At 65.4% G+C, this 17,540-nt stretch carries 12 protein-coding genes and 2 pseudogenes; 5 read left to right on the plus strand and 9 right to left on the minus strand.

The features are described from left to right. Positions 1–12 precede the first annotated feature (12 nt). Together ACRQ5J_RS11960 and ACRQ5J_RS11965 are read right to left on the minus strand one after the other, a co-directional pair. A complete protein-coding gene (locus ACRQ5J_RS11960) occupies positions 13–774 on the minus strand; it encodes a gluconate 2-dehydrogenase subunit 3 family protein (protein WP_432383474.1) in 762 nt (253 codons plus the stop codon). A 505-nt stretch (positions 775–1,279) separates the two neighbouring features. Continuing rightward, a complete protein-coding gene (locus ACRQ5J_RS11965; RefSeq protein ID WP_432383475.1) occupies positions 1,280–1,612 on the minus strand; it encodes a helix-turn-helix domain-containing protein in 333 nt (110 codons plus the stop codon). A 570-nt stretch (positions 1,613–2,182) separates the two neighbouring features. Between ACRQ5J_RS11965 and ACRQ5J_RS11970 the strand changes: the two genes are divergently transcribed. Next, positions 2,183–5,281, plus strand: coding sequence for a glycoside hydrolase family 2 TIM barrel-domain containing protein (locus ACRQ5J_RS11970; protein ID WP_432383476.1), 3,099 nt, complete (start codon positions 2,183–2,185; stop codon positions 5,279–5,281). A 222-nt stretch (positions 5,282–5,503) separates the two neighbouring features. Here ACRQ5J_RS11970 and ACRQ5J_RS11975 read toward each other — a convergent pair. From ACRQ5J_RS11975 to ACRQ5J_RS11985, 3 genes and pseudogenes are all read right to left on the minus strand, one after another. Then, positions 5,504–6,784: pseudogene (locus ACRQ5J_RS11975) on the minus strand (TonB-dependent siderophore receptor); the annotation flags it as partial. Positions 6,785–7,037: 253 nt separating this feature from the next. Beyond that, positions 7,038–7,550: pseudogene (locus ACRQ5J_RS11980) on the minus strand (TonB-dependent receptor plug domain-containing protein); the annotation flags it as partial. 71 nt (positions 7,551–7,621) lie between these two features. Further along, entirely contained in the window at positions 7,622–8,569 is a 948-nt protein-coding gene (locus tag ACRQ5J_RS11985) for a LysR family transcriptional regulator (RefSeq protein WP_432383477.1), read from the minus strand. 100 nt (positions 8,570–8,669) lie between these two features. Between ACRQ5J_RS11985 and metE the strand changes: the two genes are divergently transcribed. Beyond that, entirely contained in the window at positions 8,670–11,129 is a 2,460-nt protein-coding gene (gene metE, locus ACRQ5J_RS11990; RefSeq protein WP_432383478.1) for a 5-methyltetrahydropteroyltriglutamate--homocysteine S-methyltransferase, read from the plus strand. After that, positions 11,050–11,499 carry a nuclear transport factor 2 family protein gene (locus ACRQ5J_RS11995; RefSeq protein ID WP_432383479.1) on the plus strand — a complete coding sequence of 150 codons (450 nt, stop codon included), beginning with the start codon at positions 11,050–11,052 and terminating at the stop codon, positions 11,497–11,499. The genes metE and ACRQ5J_RS11995 overlap by 80 nt, the downstream gene beginning before the upstream one ends. Here ACRQ5J_RS11995 and ACRQ5J_RS12000 read toward each other — a convergent pair. From ACRQ5J_RS12000 to ACRQ5J_RS12015, 4 genes are read right to left on the minus strand one after another with little or no spacing between them, the layout of a single operon-like run. Beyond that, positions 11,494–12,906 carry an ABC transporter ATP-binding protein gene (locus tag ACRQ5J_RS12000; protein WP_432383480.1) on the minus strand — a complete coding sequence of 471 codons (1,413 nt, stop codon included), beginning with the start codon at positions 12,904–12,906 and terminating at the stop codon, positions 11,494–11,496. The two genes, ACRQ5J_RS11995 and ACRQ5J_RS12000, sit on opposite strands and share 6 nt — an antisense overlap. Beyond that, complete coding sequence (locus ACRQ5J_RS12005) at positions 12,903–13,721, minus strand: ABC transporter permease (protein ID WP_432383481.1); 819 nt, start codon at positions 13,719–13,721, stop codon at positions 12,903–12,905. Before ACRQ5J_RS12005 ends, ACRQ5J_RS12000 begins: the two co-directional genes overlap by 4 nt. Further along, on the minus strand, positions 13,718–14,674 hold the full coding sequence (locus tag ACRQ5J_RS12010; RefSeq protein ID WP_432383482.1) for an ABC transporter permease: 957 nt from the start codon (positions 14,672–14,674) through the stop codon (positions 13,718–13,720). Before ACRQ5J_RS12010 ends, ACRQ5J_RS12005 begins: the two co-directional genes overlap by 4 nt. Next, a complete protein-coding gene (locus ACRQ5J_RS12015) occupies positions 14,671–16,227 on the minus strand; it encodes an ABC transporter substrate-binding protein (RefSeq protein WP_432383483.1) in 1,557 nt (518 codons plus the stop codon). The genes ACRQ5J_RS12010 and ACRQ5J_RS12015 overlap by 4 nt, the downstream gene beginning before the upstream one ends. Before the next feature lie 129 nt (positions 16,228–16,356). Here ACRQ5J_RS12015 and ACRQ5J_RS12020 point away from each other — a divergent pair, with 129 nt between their 5' ends. Then, on the plus strand, positions 16,357–16,761 hold the full coding sequence (locus tag ACRQ5J_RS12020; RefSeq protein ID WP_432383484.1) for a hypothetical protein: 405 nt from the start codon (positions 16,357–16,359) through the stop codon (positions 16,759–16,761). Next, complete coding sequence (locus ACRQ5J_RS12025) at positions 16,758–17,519, plus strand: CPBP family intramembrane glutamic endopeptidase (protein WP_432383485.1); 762 nt, start codon at positions 16,758–16,760, stop codon at positions 17,517–17,519. Before ACRQ5J_RS12020 ends, ACRQ5J_RS12025 begins: the two co-directional genes overlap by 4 nt. Positions 17,520–17,540 lie beyond the last annotated feature (21 nt).

The following is a 17,540-nucleotide window of genomic DNA, read 5'->3' on the forward strand; positions in this document are numbered from 1 at the left end:
TCATTGCTCCAGTTATGCTTGCGTGCCATCCAGCGCTACTGGCTTCAATGGATAAACCACGTCGTGCTTCGTGATCCAGTCGGTGTAGCTGGCCCGTGCGCCGGGAAAATTGATCATCACCCACGACCCCATGCCCTTGTTGCCGCCGTATTTCGGATCTGCCAAATAACCTTCCTTGGTGTTCTCCAACAGGCGGGTGAAAAAATAACTGGCGGTCAAGTCTTGTTCACCGAACGCGACGAAGTCGACGGAATTGTTCTCCAGATCCTTCAGAACCGTGTCTTGCCGCACTGCGGATAGATCCGCAAAGGCCATGCCGAAAGTTTTGCTGCTATATTCATCAGTGAGGGCGATCCCCTTCTTGTAGAGGGTGTGCAAATTGAATGGCATCTGATAGCCAAATCCTCGATCTGCGGCGGAATTGTGCGGGGCAGACATATACCAATCTCCTCCCTTGCCATATGGGGTCAGCATTTGGCGATCAATGAACACGGGGACGTTGGTTTCAAGTGCTCCTGGACCAGATCCATCGGCAGGTATCAGGCGATCACAAGCAGCTAGCAGAAAGCGCCACTCCGTTTGGGTGAATGCGCTCGGCAGATATGTGGTCAAGTCGATCTCCGGTTGAATTTCTCGGGAGTGAGCGCCATCAGGGAAAAAACGCATGCCCAAGGCGACCGCGCCGACGCTGGCCAGGGATCCAATAATAAAAGGACGACGGCCAATGCCGTGGCCAGACGGGGAACCGTCGGGGTTATGCTTCTTTTCAGACATATGAAAGCCTTTGAGGGTGTTGAAGGGCGACTAGCGTGAGACGGCTAGTGCAAATTGCAGAGCGGGTATCTTAATTTCTATCTGGATAAGGATCTGCCGATAAACTCAAGACGGAGTTGAGCAAAAGTTGACGATGTAAAACTATATTAAACTGCGCAGGTTTTTCGGGAGGGGAGGCCACGCTCACTGTGCAGAGGAAATCTTTCTCCAGCCAATGCACCGCATGAATCAGATTGTTCTAGCCCTCCGGCCCTGCTGGGCTCCTGGTCTCCGAGCGCAGAGATAATCGAAGGTGGGGGATGTTGGGCTGCTCATCACTCATTCTTGTCGCGACCAGAATTCCGGCACCATTTGGGCTAGAGTCTCCGCGATCTCATGCGGTAGAATTCGCGGCAGTTGGATAACCCGTTGTTTTATATACGGGCGTAGTGGCCTGCAACGCCGTCCGGGGGGCGTGCCTCGGTGAGTCGGGAGAGTGGCTGTCGTATGGAATTCATCACGGCGTTTAGCCAGCTCGTTTTCTTGCGCCTTTAGACACTAGCGTGCTGGGCGAGACCGGCGGTAGCACCGGCAACACTGTACGCGGCCGCCCTGGCGGTCGCTTCGGTGCGGAGGCAGCGACCGATTGTGTGCCACTGCTGGCGGCCAGGCGTTGCTGGGTGTCCGCGTCAATGCGAGCGCGTAAAAAGTTCAGAACATCGGTGCGTAAGAAAACCCATGATGGTCCGACTTTGCATGCTGGCAGCGCGCCACTGCGCGCTAGTGCCAGAATGACGCGTCTGCTGGCGAACAACCTTGCTGCAGCCTGTTCGATATCGAATTTTTCCGATGCATCCATTTAGCCCTCCAGCAACTAAAAGGTGGCACCAACTGGTGCCGAGACACGAGTACCACGTTGAGGCTGGCTTGCCCCAGAAGCCCGCGCGGCAGCATTCGAAACGGCTAGAATAGCAAATTGCTCGCCTGTGAGATCGGGGGCGACAGGTGAACCGCGAGCCGGATTTTGTGGGTGTGCGACGTGCCGGGCTATTTTTCGCTAGGCATTCGATAGGAGGCTAACTTGTCAAAGTATCTAGAAATCCTAGCAAATGATTTTGGGGGCGTTTTCGGGGTCGCGGACGCTGCACTTCGCGTCAAAACAAGCAGTTTTCACTCAGGAGCGTTTTTCAATACGGGTCCCACCGTCTCCGCCAGAACCTTGTTGAAGATTTGCTTCGACACTCAGAAAAACCCGCAGAGCCGCTCTGCGGGTTTTTTTGTTTCGGCCACATTCCGCGCCGCCGTCCGTATGCCAATAAGTTATCGATAACAGCAGTTTTGGAATTGGTCACAGAACAGTGTTGGCCTGACAATCCCAACTGCCTGTTTGTAGTAGATGTCGACTTTTAATAAAAGAATCGAGGAGACTATGGATCTACGTTTGTTGGCCGCGGCGCTGCTGAGCGCCGGATTGATACTGCCGCCGTTGACTGCCGCAGCGCAGCAACGGGCCGAATGGGAACAGCCGGAAGTGGTGGAGGTGAACCGCGAACCGATGAAGGCGACCTTCTTCAACTTCGAGTCGCGCCAGCTGGCGCTGGCCGGCGACAAGGCGGCCTCGCGCAACTACCTGTCGCTCGATGGCGCCTGGTCGTTCGCCTATTCGCCCACGCCGGACGCGCGGCCGAAGGAGTTTTACCGGCCCGGCTTCGACACCAGCAAATGGGGCAGCATCCAGGTGCCGGGGATGTGGCAGACCCAGGGCTACGGCAAGCCGATCTTCACCAATATCGCCTACACCTTCCCGATGAACGAGCCCTACATCGCGCACGAGCTCAACGAGGTAGGCTCGTACCGCCGCGACTTCGACCTGCCGGCCGACTGGACCGGGCGCGATGTGTTCCTGCAAATCGGCGCCGCCGGCGCCGCCTATTACATCTGGGTCAACGGCGAGCGGGTCGGCTATTCCGAGGATTCCAAGCTGCCGTCCGAATTCAATCTCAGCAAATATGTGAAGCCGGGCCGCAATGTCATCGCCATCGAGCTGTATCGCTGGGCCGATGGCTCGTATCTAGAGGACCAGGATTTCTGGCGCGTCAACGGCATCGAGCGCAGCGTCTATCTGTACGCCGAGCCGAAGACCCGGCTGCGCGACTTCAAGGTCACCGCGTCGCTGGACCAGGCTTACCGTGACGGCCGCTTCGAGCTGGTGGCGGAGATCGCCGGCGCGCCGGCCGCTGTGCAGGTCAAGGCGACCGTGCTCGATGGCGGGCGCGAGGTGCTGCAAGCGAGCGGCGCGCCCGGCGCCGACCGCAAGGCCATGCTGGGCGGAATCATTCCGGCCGTGCAGCCGTGGTCGGCCGAGACGCCCAAGCTGTATACCTTGCTGATTGAAGTCACCGACGCCCAGGGCAAGCTGGTATCGGCCACCGCGCGCCGCATCGGCTTCCGCACCGTGGAGATCGCGGACGGCGAGCTGCGCGTCAACGGCAGGCGCGTGATGATCAAGGGCGTCAACCGCCACGAGCACGATCCGCAGACCTATCGCGTGATGTCGCTGGAGAGCATGCGCAAGGATGTCGAACTGATGAAGCGCGCCAACGTGAACGCGGTGCGCACGTCCCACTATCCGAACGATCCGCGCTGGTACGACCTGGCCGACGAGTACGGCCTGTACGTGATGGACGAGGCCGATATCGAATCGCACGGCTATATGCAGCTGGGCGACCGCGCCGGCAGCGCCGCCGCGCGTGAGGCCATCCAGCTGGGCTACAAGCCGCACTGGCGCGTGGCGCACCTGGACCGCGTGTCGCGCATGGTGGAGAGGGACAAGAATTCGCCGTCGATCATTTTCTGGTCGCTCGGTAACGAGGCCGGCACCGGCCCCAATTTCGAGCATGCGGCCGCGTGGGTGCGCAAGGCCGATCCGTCGCGCCTGCTCAGCTACCTGGGCCACGGCACCATCGGCGAGGAGCACAAGCCGAACAGCTATGTCGATATCTATGCGCCGATGTACGACGATATCGAGAAGATGACCGACTACGCGCAGGACCCGAACTACCGCCAGCCGATGATCCAGTGCGAGTACGCGCACGCGATGGGCAATTCGCTGGGCAATCTTGAGGATTACTGGCAGGTCATCCGCGCGCACCGCAAGCTGCAGGGCGGTTTTGTCTGGGACTGGGTGGACCAGAGCGTCTACGCCAGGGACGAGCAGGGTCGCGCCTACTGGGCCTCGGGCTTCGATTTGAATCCCAAGCGCGGCGACAACAGCGTGGTCGGCGACGGCGTGGTGCGCGCCGACCGCACGCCGGACCCGGAGTATTTCGAACTGCAAAAGGTGTATGCGCCGGTGGTGTTCGAGGGCGACCCGCGCAAGGGCGCGGTCGAGGTGGTGAACCGCTATGACTTCCGCGACCTGTCGCACCTGGCGCTGGAGTGGAAGCTGGAGCGCGATGGCGTGCAGGTGGCGCAAGGCGCGCTGGCGCCGTCGACCGCCGCCGCCGGCAAGCGCCAGGCGGTGCAGCTGCCGGCGGCCGCCACGTCCGCCAAGGGCGGCGAGCTGGTGCTGACGGTCAGCGCGCGCAGCAAGGCGGCCGAACCGGCGGTGGAGCAGGGCGCCGTGGTCGGCTGGTCGCAGTTCGTGTTGTCGTCGGCGGCGCCGTCCGCCGCCAGGGCCGCGTGGATCAAGCCGGTCAAGGCGGGCGATGGTTACGCGTTGCGCGCGGGCAATGCGGCGCTGCAACTGGCGGCCGACACCGGCCTGGTCAGCTACAGCGTCAACGGCCAGCCGGTGCTGACCGGCGGCAGCCCGAACTTCTGGCGCGGCCTGATCGACAACGATGAGGGCGCGGGCGTCGACAAGACGCACAAGATCTGGCAGACCTTTACCGAGCAGCGGCATGTGCGGGAGGTAAAGGTGCAGGGCGACAGCCTGAAAGTGCTGTTCAGCTTTGGCGCCGGCGCCGCCCACTGGCAGAATGTCTACCGCATGCGCGACGATGGCGCGCTGGAAGTGCAGTCCACCTTCACGCCGCTGCGCGACGACCTGCCCGACCCGCTGCGGCTCGGCCTGCGCTTCGACAGCCCGGCGGCGCTGGACACCGTGCGCTGGTATGGCCGCGGCCCGCACGAGTCGTATGCGGACCGCAAGACGGGCGCGGCGCTCGGCGTGTACCAGGGCAGCCTGGCGGAGCAGTATCACGCCTACATGCGGCCACAGGAAAGCGGCAACAAGACGGACGTGCGCTGGTTCGCGCTGGCGGGCGGGCAGCAGCGCCTGAAGATCAGCTCGGACCAGCCGTTTGCGTTCAATGCGCTGGCCTTCCCGTATGAAGACTTGTACCTGCGTCCGCGCGGCGAATGGAAGAGTTCGGAAATCCGTCCGCATGGCGCCCCCAGCATCCTGATCGACATGGCGCAAGCCGGCGTGGGCGGCGACACCGGCTGGAACCTGACCGGGCGCGCGCATGTGAAGTACCGGGTGCCGCTGGCGCCGGCCAGCTACCGCTTGCTGATCGCGCCTTAGTTTGATGCGCCGATCAAAAAGGGGCGCCCCCGCGAGGAGGCGCCCCTTGGTCGGGCCGGCGCGCTTACAGGCTGGCGCGCAGCGTGACGCTGACGTTGAGCGGATCGGCGTAGTAATAGGCCAGGCCGGTCGGGCCGAACTTTTGTAGTAGACCTTGTCCGTCAGGTTGTTGACGTTGATCTGCACCGAGTAGCGCTTGTTCACCTCGTAGCTGGCCATGGCGTTGTACACCGCCAGGCCGCCCTGGCGCGCGGTCAGCGCGCCGGAGGTCACGTAGGCGTCGCTCTGGATGTTGGCGCCGCCGCCGATCTTCCAGCCGGCCCGCGCGCCGCCGAGGCGGTAGGTGCTGAACAGGCGCAGCTGGTTGCGCGGGTCGTTGCTGCGCAGCGGCTGGCCGACGTTGGCCGCGCTCGGGTCCACCAGGTACTTGGTGCGGGTGTTGGTGTAGCCGCCGGTGATGCTCCAGTTCGGCGAAATTTCGCCCGCCACCTCCATCTCGAAGCCCTGGCTGCGGGTCTTGCCGCCGGCCACGCGGCAGAAGCCGGTTTCGGAATACGGCAGGCACGGGTTGATCGACGTGGTGTCTTCGATTGCGCGGCCGACGTTGTTGATGCGGAACACGCCTGCCGACGCGTTCAGCTTGCCGCCGAAGAACTCGCCTTTGAGGCCGAGTTCGTAATCTTCGCCGGTGATCGGTTTCAGCATGTCGCCGTTGCGGTCCTTGACGTTTTGCGGCGTGAAGATTTCCGTGTAGCTGACGTAGGCATTGACGTTCTTGTTCAGGTCGTAGGTCAGCGCCGCGTAAGGCGTGGTCTGGCGCTCGATCTTGTAGTTGCTGGCTGGCGTGGCCGGCGCTTCGTATTCCCACCAGCTCAGGCGCACGCCGGCCATGGCGGTCAGCGCGTCGGTCAGCGACAGGCTGCTGGTCGCGTAAGCGCCTTTCTGGCGCGTGTAGGTCGGGCGGTTGTTGTTGACGCTGACCAGCGTCGCCTCTGGATACGAGGTATAAGGGTTCCAGCTGCGGATGTCGACATTGGTGACCGGATTCTGGCTGCCGACGCCGGCGGTGGCGATGGCGCGCACACGCAGGCTTTCCGCGCCAACCACCAGTTGATGCTGGCGGCCGAACAGCGAGAACGGGCCGTTGGCCGTGACGTTGTAGTTTTCCTGGCGGCTGTCGTCGCCGGTGTATTGCGAGGTGGTCACGCCGACGATGTAGGGATTGGTGGCGTTGCTCGGGCGCGCGATGTACGACTGCTTGAAGCCGTTCGGGTCCATCTCCATGTGCATGTAGCCGAAGCCGCCGGTGATGCGCCAGTCGTTGTCGAAGCGGTGCTCGATCGAGGCGAAGGCCTGTTCGTTGCTGCGGTTCCAGCGGTTCCACGCCGCGCCGAGGTAGGTGTTGCGCGGCATGTTCAGCGACGAGCCGTCGAAGTTGGCCGGAATGCCGCCCCACGCGCCGCTGGCGTCGATGTTGGTGCGTTGCAGGCTGGCCGTCAGCATGGTGGCCGGCGTCAGGTCCGCCTCCACCACGCCGTAGAACACGCGGCGCTCTTCGTGACGGGCTTTCTGGAAGAAGCCCTTGTCGTCGAGACACGGCCACCAGCCGGCCGCGCACGCTGCCGGATTGGTTGAGCGAGCCGCCGATGTCGCCGCTGACGCGATGGCGGTCCCATGAACCCAGCACCAGGTCGGCCGACGCCTCGAAGCCCTGGGTCGGGCGCTTGCGCACCATGTTGACGGTGGCCGACGGATTGCCCGAGCCGCGCAGCATGCCGGCCGCGCCGCGCAGGATTTCCACGCGGTCCAGCACGGCGGTGTCCGGCTGGGCAAAGGCCGAGCCGCCCTGGTTGATGGTCATGCCGTCGACCTGCATGGCGTCGATCTGGTAGCCGCGCGAGTGGTAGGTGACGCGCTCGGAGTCGGTGTAGTCGACCGAGATGCCGGGCGTGTTCATCAGCACGTCGGTCAGGTCGAGCAGGGCGCGTTCGTCCAGGTATTCGCGGGTCAGCACGGTAACCGGCTGCGGAATGTCGCGCAGCGATTCCACGCCCTTGACGATGGTGGCTTTCTTGCTGCCGAACGAGCCGGATTTTTCGGTGCTGACGCGGTCCGATTCACCGGTGACGGTAACGCTCGGCATAACGACGTCCCTGTTGTCGGCATTGTCGTCGGCGTGGGCCAGCGTAGCGAAGGCGGTGCTGGCGCACAGCAGCGCCAGTTTGGCTGCCACGCAGATGGGACGCATGGCAGGCTTGCGATGAGACATGGTAACTCCCCGAATGTTATTGATTTAATGAGAATACAAATGATAATCAATCTCATTATATGGGGAATCGGTTACTTCGTCCATACAACCAAGTTTATGTCTGGCCGCGCGGCGTAGGCGGGCGCCAGCGGATAGCTGTCCGCCAGCCGCGCGAATTCGATGAACGATTGCAGGTAGTCGGTGGCGTAGTCGGCCTCGCGCGCGCCGAGGTAGATGTGCTTCTGGATGCCCTTAGGCCCCAGCCGCAGCGTGCGCAGTTGCAGCTGCGGCGCGTAGTCGGTCACCAGCCATTTCGGCAGCGCCGTCACGCCGCGGCCGCTGGCCACCATTTGCAGCATGATGTCGGTGGTTTCGATGGTCTTGTGCTTGCGCGGCGCCACGTTGGCCGGTAGCAGGAACAGCGTGTAGATATCCAGCCGCTCGACCGGCACCGGGTAGGTGATCAGCGTTTCCTCGTTCAACTGCTCGGGCGCTACTTCCTGCTGGCCGGCCCACGGGTGGTCCTTGTGCACCACCAGCACTTGCTCGTAGTCGAACACCGGCTCGAAGCGCAGGCCCGGTTTCAGCAGCGGATCGGGCGTGACCAGCAAATCGATCTCGAAGCCGAACAGCGCGCCGATGCCGCCGAACTGGAATTTCTGCTTCACATCCACGTCCACCAGCGGCCACGCCGCCAGGTAGCGCGAGACGATTTTCAGCAGCCACTGATAGCACGGATGGCACTCCATGCCGATGCGCAGCGTGCCGCGCTCGCCCTGGGCGTACTGGCGCAAGCGGTGTTCCGCCAGTTCCAGCTGCGGCAACATGCGCTGCGCCACGGCCAGCAGGTACTGGCCGGCTTGCGTCAGCCGCAGGTGGCGGCCTTCGCGCAGCCACAGGTCGGTGCCCAGCTGCTGTTCCAGCTTCTTCATGCTGTGGCTGAGGGCGGACTGGGTGACGTGCAGCACTTCCGCGGCAGCGGTCAGCGAACCTTGCTTTTCAACTTCAAGCAGCGTGGCGAGGTGTATGCGCTCCAACATAATCGATGAATTGCACTCATGGATGTGTGACAAAAGACCATTTTACTTCATTGATTGCGATCTTTACCATGCGTGCATCGAAATTCACTGGGAGCACAGCATGACCATCGTTCACAACCTCGGCTTTCCGCGCATCGGCGCCAGGCGCGAACTGAAGTTTGCATTGGAGGCCTACTGGAAAGGCGCGTCGTCGCGCGAGGCGCTGCACGCCGTTGGCGCCGGGCTGCGCCAGCGCCACTGGCAGCAGCAGGCCGGCCTCGACCTGGTGCCGGTCGGCGATTTCTCGTTTTACGATCAGGTGCTGGACATGAGCTTCATGCTGGGCAACCTGCCGCAGCGCGTGCAGGACTTCCACGGTGACGCGCTGGACAACTACTTCCGCGTCGCGCGCGGCCGCTCGGCCGACCAGCACGCCGCTTGCTGCGGCGGTGTGGCCGCAGGCGAGATGACCAAATGGTTCGACACCAACTACCACTACATCGTGCCCGAGTTCAGCGCCGCTACCGAGTTCAAGCTCGACGCCGCGCGCTTGCTGGCGCAACTGGCCGAGGCCAGGGCGCAAGGCGTGAAGGCCAAGCCGGTACTGGTCGGCCCGGTGACCTATCTCGGCCTCGGCAAGGCCAAGGACGATAGCGACAAGCTGGCGCTGCTGCCATCGCTGCTGTCCGCCTACGCGCAACTGCTCGATACGCTGGCGGAGCAGGGCGTGGAGTGGGTGCAGATCGACGAGCCGCTGCTGGTCACCGAGTTGGCCCAGGACTGGCAGCACGCCTTCAACCTGGCCTATCACCAGTTGAAAGCCTGCCGCGTCAAGATTCTGGTGGCGACCTACTTCGGGCAGTTGCAGGACAACCTGTACCTGCTGGCCAATCTGCCGGTGGCCGGCGTGCACGTGGACGCCATCAACGGCCATGACGATATCCGCCCTTTGCTGAACCTGCTGCCGGACCACAAGGTGCTGTCGCTGGGCGTCATCAACGGCCGCAACATCTGGAAGACCGATCTGAACCGGCTGCTGGACTGGCTCGAACCGCTGGCCGAACGTCTCGGCAACCGCCTGTGGATCGCGCCATCGTGCTCGCTGCTGCACGTTCCGGTCGATCTGGACAGCGAACAGCAGCTGGACGCCGGGGTCAAATCCTGGCTGGCCTTTGCATTGCAAAAACTGGACGAGCTGCAAGTGCTGGCCAAAGCGCTGCGCGAAGGCCGCGCCGCTGCCAGGGCCGAACTGGACGCCAACGCCGCCGCGCTGGCCGCGCGCCGCGCCTCGCCACGCGTACACAATCGGGCCGTGCAGCAAGCTGTCGCCGCCATCGACGCGCAACTGGGCCGCCGCCACAGCGGCTACGCCACGCGCGCCGCCGCCCAGTCCGTGCACCTGAAACTGCCGGCGTATCCGACCACCACCATCGGCTCTTTCCCGCAGACGGCCGACATCCGCCGCGCCCGCAGCGAATTCAAGGCCGGCCGACTGGACGCCGCTGGCTACGCCCACGCCATGCAAGCCGAGATCGCCCGCAGCGTGCGCGAACAGGAAGCGCTCGGGCTGGACGTGCTGGTCCACGGCGAAGCCGAACGCAACGACATGGTCGAATACTTCGGCGAACAGCTGGACGGCTATGCCTTTAGCCAGTTCGGCTGGGTGCAATCGTACGGCTCGCGCTGCGTCAAGCCGCCGATCCTGTTCGGCGACATCAGCCGGCCACAAGCCATGACAGTCGAGTGGATCAGCTACGCGCAGTCGCTGACCGCCAAGCCGATGAAGGGCATGCTGACCGGCCCGGTCACGATGCTGAACTGGTCCTTCGTGCGCGACGACCAGCCGCGCGCGGTATCGTGCAAGCAGCTGGCGCTGGCCATCCGCGCCGAGGTGCTGGACCTTGAACGCGCCGGCGTACGCGTGATCCAGATCGACGAGGCGGCGCTGCGCGAAGGCCTGCCGCTGCGCAAATCGCAGTGGCAGGATTATCTGAACTGGGCGGTCGAAGCCTTCCGCATCAGCGCCAACGGCGTGCGCGACCAGACGCAAATCCACACCCATATGTGCTATTCGGAATTCAACGACATCATCGCCGCGATTGCCGATATGGATGCCGACGTCATCACCATCGAAACCTCGCGCTCGGACATGGAACTGCTGGACGCCTTCGACCATTTCAACTACCCGAACGGAATCGGCCCCGGCGTGTACGACATCCATTCGCCGAATATCCCGACCCGCGAGCACATCGTGCAGCTGATGCGCAAGGCCGCCGGGCGCGTGCCGGCCGCGCGGCTGTGGATCAATCCGGACTGCGGCCTGAAGACCCGCCAGTGGGCCGAGGTGCTGCCCGCGCTGGCCAATATGGTGGCTGCCGCGAGGAGCTGCGCGCCGCGGCCTGAGTTGACCTCGCCGCCGATCCAGCGCAAAATTGTTATTTCATTCACGCTGGAAGAGGGATTCGATGCGCTACGTACTTGCTGTTCTGATGTTCCTGACGATGACTTGCACACGCGCGGCCGAGCCGGACGACGCCGCCTTCCGCGCGCAGGTCGGCGCCTTCATCGACACCTGGCATGATGACGCGGCCCACGGCCGCCCGGCCTATTTCGACAAGATGGCGCCGGACGGCGTCTACATCGGCACCGACAAAACCGAGTACTGGCAGCGCGAGGCGTTCCGGGTCTGGGCCAAGCCTTACTTCGACAAGGGCAGCGCGTGGGATTTCAAGGCGATCAAGCGCAATATCTACTTCAGCCCGGATCGCCAGTGGGTGTGGTGGGATGAGCAGCTGAACACGCAAATGGGCATCTGCCAGGCCAGCGGCGTGATGCGCGTGGGCCCGGAAGGCATGGCGATCCAGCACTACCAGCTGTCGCTGACGGTGCCGAACGGCGCACTGGACAAGGTGCAGACCGTCATCAACGACAGCGAGCGCAGCGGTTTATAAGCTGATCTGGCGCTGCGCGTAGCGGCTGGCGATGTCGTGGTCGTGGGTTACCAGCAGCACCGCGCACTGATATTGCAGCGCGTGTTCGCGCAGCAGCATCAGCGTTTCCTGCTGCGTCAGCGGGTCCAGCCGCGAGGTCGGCTCGTCGGCAAAGATCAGCGCCGGCCGCATCATCAGCACGCGCGCGATGGCGAAGCGTTGCAGCTCGCCGCCGGATACCTGGCCCGGCAGTCGGTCGAGCAGGGCGGGCGGCAGCCGCAGGCGCTCCAGCAGCGCCGTCAATTCCTGCCATGGCAGGCGGTGCAGGTCGATCAAGTCCTGCAGCGAGCGGCGCAGCGTCACCGTTGGCGCGAAGGCCGCCGCCGGGTCCTGGTAGATTTTCTGGAACGCCGTGCGAGCCAGGCCGCCGGCCCGGCGCACGCTGCCGCTGTCCGGTTTTATCAAGCCCAGCAGGATATTGCCGAACGTCGTCTTGCCCGAGCCGCTGGGGCCGGTAATGGCGACAAATTCCCCGCGTCCGATGTCTGCTGTCACATTGCTGAACAGCTGTTGTGCGCCGAAGCGCTTGCTGACGGCTTGCACGGTCGCCACCGGCGCCGTGGCCGCCGCCGGCGCTGCGGCCGGCCATGCGGCCGGATCGGCCGCCAGCAAACGCCGCGTGTAGGCGTGCTGCGGCGCATCCAGCAGCGCGGCGGCATCGCCCTGTTCGATGATGTCGCCATCGAGCATCACCGCCAGGGTGCCGCCGAGCTGGCGCGCCAGCCACACATCGTGCGTGATCGTCAGCAGCGTGACGCCGTCGGCGATGGCCGCCTTCAGCATGGCCAGCACATCGCCGCGCCGTGCGCTGTCCAGCCCCTTGGTCGGCTCATCGATAATCAGCACCGGCGCACCGGCCGCGTAGGTGGCGAGAAAGGCCACGCGCTGCGCCATGCCGCCGGAAATCTGGAACGGATAGCTGGCGCCGGCCTGTGCCATGTCGAGCCGGGCCAGCGCGGCGTTGGCGGCGGCTGCCGCGTCGTCGGCGCTGCGGCCCAGCACCAGCTCGTGCACCTCGCCGATCTGCCGCGCCACGCGCATGGTCGGATCGAGCGCCAGCCACGGTTCCTGCGGCAGCAGCGACAGCGTGCGGCCCCACAGCGCTTGGCGTGCGCGCAAGTCGGCCGCGTCATAGCGCTGCGCGCCGATCTCGATCTCGCCGCTGCACGCCAGCGTCGGCGGCAGATTGCCCATGATGGCTTGCGCCAGCAGCGATTTGCCGGAGCCGCTTTCGCCCAGCAGCGTCAGCACGCCGCCGGCGGCAATCTCCAGCGCGATGTCGCGCACCAGCCACTGCTGGCCGGCGAAGATGGAGAGCCGGCGCACGCTCAGCTGCGCGCCCGGATGCCCGTTAGCTCGTTTGCTCATGACTTGCGCCCGCTGCCGAGCAGGATCATGCCCAGCAAAGTGAAAAACAGCACCAGGATCGGCGCTGCAAGCAGCCACGGCGCTTCGCTGTAATACGGCAGCAGCTCGATCATCATTACCCCCAGTTCGGCCGTCGGCGGTTGCAGGCCGACGCCGATAAAGCCCAGCGCCGCCATCGCCAGCACGGCGCCGGCATAGCCGAAGCGCATCAGCGTGAAGATGCGCGGCAGCAGCTCGGGCATCAGGTGACGGCGCACCACGTACAGCTTGCCGAAGCCGAGCAGCCGCGACGCTTCCACCTGCGGGCTGGCCAGCAGGACGGCGGCCGCCGCGCGCACCACGCGGAAGTATTCCACCCACAGCGCCAGCGAGATGCCGACATACAGCGGCCAGAATTGGCCGGGGGCGAAAGCCGCCAGCAACAGCACCAGCAGCAGGCCGGGCAGGGCCAGCACGGCGTCCGCCAGCGCGGTCAGCAGGCGCTCCGGCCAGCCGCCGTGCCAGGCGGCCAGCAGGCCCAGCACGGTGCCGGGGATGGCGGCGCTGAGGACGCTCAGGGCGGCCATCGACAGCGACAGCCGCGCCGCCTCGGCGAGGCGCGCCAGCATGCTGCGCCCGAGGTGGTCCAGGCCCAGCGGATGCGCGATGCTGGGCGCCTCGAGGAAGCGGCTCAGTGTTTGTCTTGCCGGGTCAATGCCGATCAGCCACGGGCCGAGCAGGGCGAAGGCGGCAATCAGTGCCAGCATCAGCGCGCCCGTGATGCGGGCCGGGCGCCAGCGCCGCGCCGCCAGCAGGAGGTCGAGGTCATTATTCATTGCGGGCGGCGGCGTGGGTCGATGGCGGCGCACGCCAGGTCGACCAGGGAGTTAAACAGCACGAACATCAGGCCCAGCACCAGCGCCGTCCCCTGAATCATCGGCACGTCGCGGCCGAAGATGGCGTGCACCAGCGCGTGGCCGATGCCGGGCCAGGCGAAGATGGTTTCCACCAGCACCACGCCTTCGATCAGGTACACCAGTTGCACGCCGACGTAGGCGACCACCGGCGCGGCGACGTTGCGCACGCCGTGGCTGAGCAGCGCCTGCCATGGCGACAAGCCCTTGGTCAGCGCGAAGCCGTAGTAGGCGCTGCCGCGCACCGAGACCATGGCGTCGCGCGCCACGCGCGAGGAGACTGCCGCCAGGCCGGCCGCCAGCGTCAGCGCCGGCAGGGCAAGGCTGCCGGCGTCGGTGTGGCCGGCGGCGGGCAGGGCGTTGAGTTCCACCGAGAAGATCAGCACCAGCACCAGCCCGAACACGAATGGCGGCATGGCGCGCAGCAGCATCGACAGCGCCAGCGTGGCGCGGTCCAGCCAGCCGCCGGGACGCAGGCCGGCCAGCGCGCCGGGCACGGGGCCCAGCAGCAGCGACAGCACGATCGCCCACACGGACAGGCGCAGCGTCTGGCCCAGTTGCAGCGCGATTTCGCTGCTGACCGGTTGCGCGGTCACCATCGAGACGCCGAGGTCGAGGCGCAGCAGGCGGCCCCACCATTCAGCCAGCGCGGCCAGCCAGGGACGATTCAGGCCGAGTTCGGCGCGCACGGCTTCTGCGGCGGCGGCGTCCACCATGTCGTAGCCGTAGCGGCCGGCGGCGATGCGGAAGGCGGTGTCGCCCGGCAGCAGGCGGGTCATGAAGAAGCATAGCGTGCCGACCAGCAGGGCGACCAGCGCGGCTTGCAGCAGGCGGCGCGCCAGCAGCGGCGTCCAGCGTTTCAGGGAGGCGGTCATGGCAGCCATTTCAGGGTGGAGATGCGGTAGCTGCGCTCGAACGGATCGATGCTCACGCCGCCCAGGCGGCTGGAGACGGCCACGGTCTGCCGATACCAGACGACCGGAATCACCGGCAATTGCGCCTGCAGGCGCGCGGCGACAATGGCGCGCTGGTCGCCGCCTGCGTCGTCGCCGCTGGCGAGCTGCGCCAGCGCCTGCTCCAGCACGGGATCGTGCCAGCGCATCGCGCCCCAGTCGCCGCCGCCGGCGGTGTAGTCGCCGATCATGGTGGCGGTGGGATCGGGCGTGGTGCCGAAGTTGCGCGCCACCAGCCCCATTTCCAGCGCGCCGCTGCGGTGGCCGGCCGGGATGTCGCTGGAGTTGCCAACGATGACGGTGACGGCAATGCCTATCTGCCGCATCTCCTCCTGAATCGCGGTGGCGATCAGCGGCAACTCGGGCCGGTCGACAAAGGTAATCAGCTTCAGCTCGAAACGGCGGCCGTCGCGCCACAGGATGCCGTCGGCGGCCGGGTGAAAGCCGGCCTGGGCCAGCAAGCGCCGCGCCGCGACCGGATCGTGCCGCAGCGGCGTCAGGCCCGGCTGGTGCCAGCGCGCCAGCGCCGGCGGGAACAGCTGCGTGGCGGCCAGGTCGCCGTCGCGCAGCAGCGCGGTGGCGATGCCGTCGCGCTCCACGCCGAGGCTGATCGCCTGCCGCACGCGCGCATCGCCGAGGAAAGGATGGGCGGCGTTCAATTTGAGCAAGGTGGTGCGCGGCAAATCCTGCGCCTTCAGTGTCACGCCGGGCTGGCGTTGCAGCCGGCGGATGCTGGGCGGGTCGAGCGTGAACGCCAGATCGGCCTGGCGGCTCTGCGCCATCAGCGCCCGCGTTTCGGCGTGCGACACGCTGATATAGCGCGCCGCCGCCACCTGCGGGTGGGCGCCGTTCCAGCCGTCGAACAGCTCGGTATCGAACTGCTGCGGCAGGCGGATGGTCTTGATCCGATACGGCCCGCTGCCGATGATGCGCGTCACCCGCCCATCCGCACCGAACGCGGCGGGCGCCAGCACCATGGTGCTGTAGTGCGTGAACAGGTAGGGCAGCGGCGCCAGCGGCCTGGCCAGTTGCACCACCACCGAGCCGCGCGCGGCATAGATATCGCTAATCCCGGCCAGCTGCAACACGCCCGGCGCCGCCAGCGCGCGCTTGATCGAGGCCAGCACAGTCCAGGCCGTGACCGGCGTGCCGTCGTGAAACGTGCGGCCCTGGCGAATGAAGAAACGCCACTGTTTGCGGTCGGAAGACAGCTCCCAGCTGCTCGCCAGCGCGGGTTGCAGGCGCCCCTGGTCGTCGACATCGAGCAGCGTCTGCGCCACTTCCATGCGGGTGAACATATAGCCGCTGCGCGACGGTTCCAGCCCGGTCAGCTCCCATGGGCCGACCACCGTGACCGTGCCGGCGGCGGCAGGCACGATGTCGCCATGGCCGGGATCGGCCCATGCGCAGGCACAGGGCAGGGCAAGGGCAAGGACTGCTGCGAACAGGCGGGCGTTTTTCAGTAACGGTTTCAATATGCGGGCACAGCGTTGACAGGCGGTTGCCGGCAATACTAATCGATCTCATCGGAATTGACCATGCCGCTAAAATCGCCGAAGTTACGCTTGTGCTATTGTTGGGGCGATACACTAACAGGGTAAGACATGAAAAAAACGCTGTTCCTGGCCGCGCTGTGTAGCGCGCTGGCCCTGACTTCCGCGCCGGCCGCCGGCCAGCTGGCGCGCCATATGACCGAACTGAGCGGAGCGCCGCAGGCCAAAACCATGCGCGGCAAGCTGCGCGGCCGCGACACGGCCGAGTACACGGTGCATCTGCGCGAAGGGCAGACGCTGGCGGTCAGGCTGAAAACCAATTTGCGCTCGAACTATTTCAATGTCACCGGCCCGGATGGCGGCGAGGCGCTGTTTGTCGGCTCGCGCGACGGCGCGCGCTACCGCGCGAAGGTAACGCAGGAGGGCGTGTACAAGATCAGCGTCTACCTGATGCCCAACGCCGCCCGGCGCGACGAACGCGCCAGTTATTCGCTGAAGATCGAGGTGAAAGATTGACCACGCCGCCCCGGCGCGGCATCCATCTCAGCCTGCCGCTGTCGCTGGCGGCATTGCTGGCATGGCTGCTGCTGACCATCAGCGGGCGCTGGCTGGGCGACGGTGGCGCGCCAGCTTCGTTGACGGCGGCGGTGGCCGGCGGCATCGGCCTGCCGTGGCTGCTGGCGGCTGCTTTCTCGGTGGCGCTGGCGCTGGCCTTGCGCGAGCGCGCCGCCCTCGGCCTGAACCTGCCGCAGCCGTTGAAAACCACCTGGCTGGCCTGGCCGCCGCTGCTGTACTCGCTGCTGCTGCTGCTGGTGGCCTGGGCCGGCGGCTGGCCGCCGCGTCCGGTGCTGTTGATCGTCGCCTGCAACACGGTGCTGGTGGCCGTGTCGGAAGAACTGATGTTCCGCGCGATCCTGCTGCAAGGCTTGCTGGATCGCTGGGCGCAATGGCCGGCCGTGCTGGCCTGCTCGGCGCTGTTCGGACTGGCGCACACCGTCAACGGCCTCGCCACCGGCGACGTCGGCGGCGCGCTATGGCAGGCGGTGGCGGCTTTCCTGCAAGGCATCTGCTACGCCGCCATCCGCCTGCGCACGCGCTCGATCTGGCCGATGGTGGTGGTGCATGCGTTGTGGGATTTCGCGCTGGTGACGGCCACCCTGTCCGCCGCCGCCGAGGGCGAAGGCTCGGTGCTGCCGTTTGCAGCCTTGCTGGCCGTGCTGCCGCTATGCCTGTATGGCGTATTTTTGCTCCGTAACAGAAACCGGAATGGTTAATTGTATAAACGTCTTGGAGCG

Source organism: Duganella sp. P38 (assembly GCF_050859475.1).
In the GTDB taxonomy this organism is placed as follows: Bacteria; Pseudomonadota; Gammaproteobacteria; order Burkholderiales; family Burkholderiaceae_D; genus Rugamonas.